The following is a 3,016-nucleotide window of genomic DNA, read 5'->3' as shown; positions in this document are numbered from 1 at the left end:
AAGATGATGTCCGTGTCAAGGATGTTGCTCTGGATAACAGTCTGTCGTGCTACGGTGTTCCTGCTAAAAAGTTGGGCGGTGGTAAAGGTACTCGCAATGAATATTATTTAGAACCTGTCTTTCTGACGGAAGATGAAACGGTGGCTTTTTCTGAGGCTCAAACGGCTTATCCTTTGCCAGAAATGGGTATTCGGTATCATGAGCAAAAGAAAAAGAGTGGCCCATTGATTGCCCGATTCCTTGATGGGGTCGACATGAAAGGTTGGCGACTCTGGTTATTCCTGTCGGTGGTCATTATCCCCCTGCTGGTTTTTTCCGGTTTGATGCTGAGCCCGGCGCTTTCGCTCTTTTTACCAAAACTCAAAGGAGCATTGGCAGGTTTTATGGTAGTAGGGGCTATTTTTCTTGGCGTTTTCTTCGCTTTGTTTGGTTTTATATTCCGTCTGGTAGATAAGCGTGTGGCCATGCTGCCAGACTGGGTTTCACTGAGTCCGGAATATTGGTTGTTGGAATACCGGCCAACGAAAAATGATGTTGGAGAATACAGTCACCGAAAAATAGCGCTGGTTCATTATATTGCAGACTGTAAGGTGTGTTCAGGCGAAGTCACGGTTGGAAAGGGTGGCTGGCATTTTCCCGGACGACTGGTGGGACGCTGCAATGAAAACCCGGTGGAGCATGTTTATACCTTTGATCATGTGACTCGGTTAGGCAAGCCGCTCCGGTGAGGGAGCGATGGCCTTAATTGGCTACTACCGGTAAGCCCGTTTACCGGCTGCTATTGGCAGGGGCTGTTTGACAGGGCCGTATAGTCAATGGTTAGCTCTGGTGATGTCTCAATGAAAAAGAGCCTTGAAAATGGATTTTCAACGGATTGTCATTGCAGTCGTGTTTTGCACTTTTCTCAATACAGCTTTTGCTGAGGGAACTCTGGAGTTTGTGGAAGCAGACAGAAGCTTGTGCCTGCAAGCGGGTCTGATTAGTCGCGAAAATGCCGCTGATCACAAAGAAAAATGGCTCGGCTATTGGGATCGATTCAAGCTGGGCAGACTGGTGAAAATGAACCAGTGCGATGCCAGCTCTCAGCAGGAGTGGTACCTGGATGGTGAGCACCTCAAGGGATATGGTGGTGTGCTTGGCGTTCTCAAAATAAAACACAAAATTATTCCTGTCGTTCGTCCTTACTCTGGAAACCATCATTTTTTCCCCTTGCGATACCAAGGAGGAAAAATGGTTTTTAAAAAGGAAGGGCTCAGATATTGCTTTAAGCCTGAAGGCTCTCATCACTTCACAAGCAAACCGTTGGATCAATGTGTTTTGCAGCAGAACAGCGGTGTGTGGCTTTTTGGTCAGCCACCCGAACCAGGGGAGGAAGGACTGCAGGGATTGGAAGGAGTAGATCAGGACCAGGATGGAGTGAGGGATGATGTCCAACGTTATATTGAAACAACGCTTCCTGATAACAAGGAAGATCGAATGGCTGCACGGCAGTTTGCTGCGGTTCAGCAACAATCGTTGAGACACTCTAATGATAAATCCATAGTGTTGAGTATGGAACCTGAACTCAGTGCAGCCATCGACTGCATTTCTCACACCCTTGGGGGTGAGTCAACCGTCTATCTGAGAAAGCTTGAAGCAAAGATTTATAATACGGAAGAACGGCTGAACGCCTGGAATAAGCTCAATAGCTATTTCAGTGGTATGACATTTGTGCTGCCAGATGATCTTTCTTCTCAGTGTCACTTCAATAACCGGTAATAACAGCAAAGACGATCAGGGATAGATCATGAAAAGGCTTCTTATTAACAAGTTGTTGTGTTTGTTCTGTCTGAATGCGTGGAGTTATAACTGTCAGGTGGATCGCCCAGAGCTGTCTGTTTACTTTGGTAACGGGATGTTTACGGGTTTGACGGAAGCAAGAGATGCTCTGATAAAACTGCGAAGCAGTACATCAGGATCATTCACTGGCTACCGCGTAAAATACAAGCTTTCATACAATAATAATGAGTTTTGGTATGAGCAAATACAGGAAGTTGGTAGGCAGAAAGGAATCGAGGACAATCATCAGCTCCTGAATTGGCTCTCAGGGCTGGAAGTTGCACCGGATTGGTTTCGTGAGGCAGTGTTAGATATGGCTTCAACCTATGACTCCTTCAGCTATATCTTGGATGGTGATTTGCAACGCCATACTTCAAACTATCTAAAAGATATTGAGAACTGTCAGAAAGTGCTTCTGGTTGCTCATTCTCAGGGAAACTTCTATGGCAATGAAGCCTGGAGACTGGTTTATAAAAGAACTGTAGGAAGCTTGTCGCTAAATCAGTTGCGAGTCATGGGTATGGTTTCAGTTGCTACCCCTGCCAGTCACGTTGGCAGTCCTCTGGCCAATGGGAGCGACCTGGGGTCAATTACTCGCTATTTTACGTTATCCGATGACCTCGTTATTAATGCGGTCAGACTATTTTTGAATGACGCGCTAGAGGGCAATTTGGTGAACAGCAGTGAAAGTCCGGACTGGAAAAACCACAGCTTTATTGATTCGTACCTTTTTGGTGCTCCAAGCCGTTCACATATACAGAGTGCTGTTCAGGAGGTTTCACTCTCATTAGAAACTCTTCCTTTTGAACGAAGGGGGTTGGCATCGTCAGCAATATCGTCAGCGGGCTACGACCCTGTGGCGCAGATACTGGAGATCGAGTTTGCAAGCAGTGGCAGTGTTTACCGATATTATGATGTGCCTGAACGTATATACAGTGAGCTTGTATCTGCTGACTCAGTGGGCAGGTATTACAACCTGAGCATTCGGGGGCAGTTTCTATCTCGAAGGCTCTATTGATTTGCTGTCGCACTGTGCCCAATAGTAAGGTAAGGCGCAACACTGTGGCGTTTCTTGGCAATTTTCATGAACTAACATTCATTGCAATCACCTTATCAGAACAAACGTTCAGAAGGTTCCCCACCCACCGCCAGTGAACAATTTAGTATTACGCGCTCGTAGCTCAGCTGGATAGAGTAC

Annotated in this window: 3 protein-coding genes; all 3 read left to right on the top strand. The window is 46.3% G+C overall.

Features of this window, described 5'->3' with window-relative positions; all coding sequences use genetic code 11:
- Window positions 1-728: ABC transporter permease (locus tag KDK19_RS10760; protein WP_257291926.1), on the top strand; the 728-nt coding region annotated here is incomplete at its 5' end.
- Between the two features lie 130 nt (window positions 729-858).
- On the top strand, window positions 859-1,758 hold the full coding sequence (locus tag KDK19_RS10755; protein WP_257291925.1) for a hypothetical protein: 900 nt from the start codon (window positions 859-861) through the stop codon (window positions 1,756-1,758).
- A 28-nt stretch (window positions 1,759-1,786) separates the two neighbouring features.
- Window positions 1,787-2,836 (top strand): KTSC domain-containing protein, encoded by a 1,050-nt coding sequence (locus KDK19_RS10750; RefSeq protein WP_257291924.1) that lies wholly within the window; start codon window positions 1,787-1,789, stop codon window positions 2,834-2,836.
- Window positions 2,837-3,016 lie beyond the last annotated feature (180 nt).

Origin of the sequence: Endozoicomonas sp. ONNA1, assembly GCF_024606325.1 — a bacterium.
In the GTDB taxonomy this organism is placed as follows: Bacteria; Pseudomonadota; Gammaproteobacteria; order Pseudomonadales; family Endozoicomonadaceae; genus Endozoicomonas_A.
Note: the sequence above shows the minus strand (reverse complement) of the source record. Positions and strands in the feature narration are given on the sequence as shown.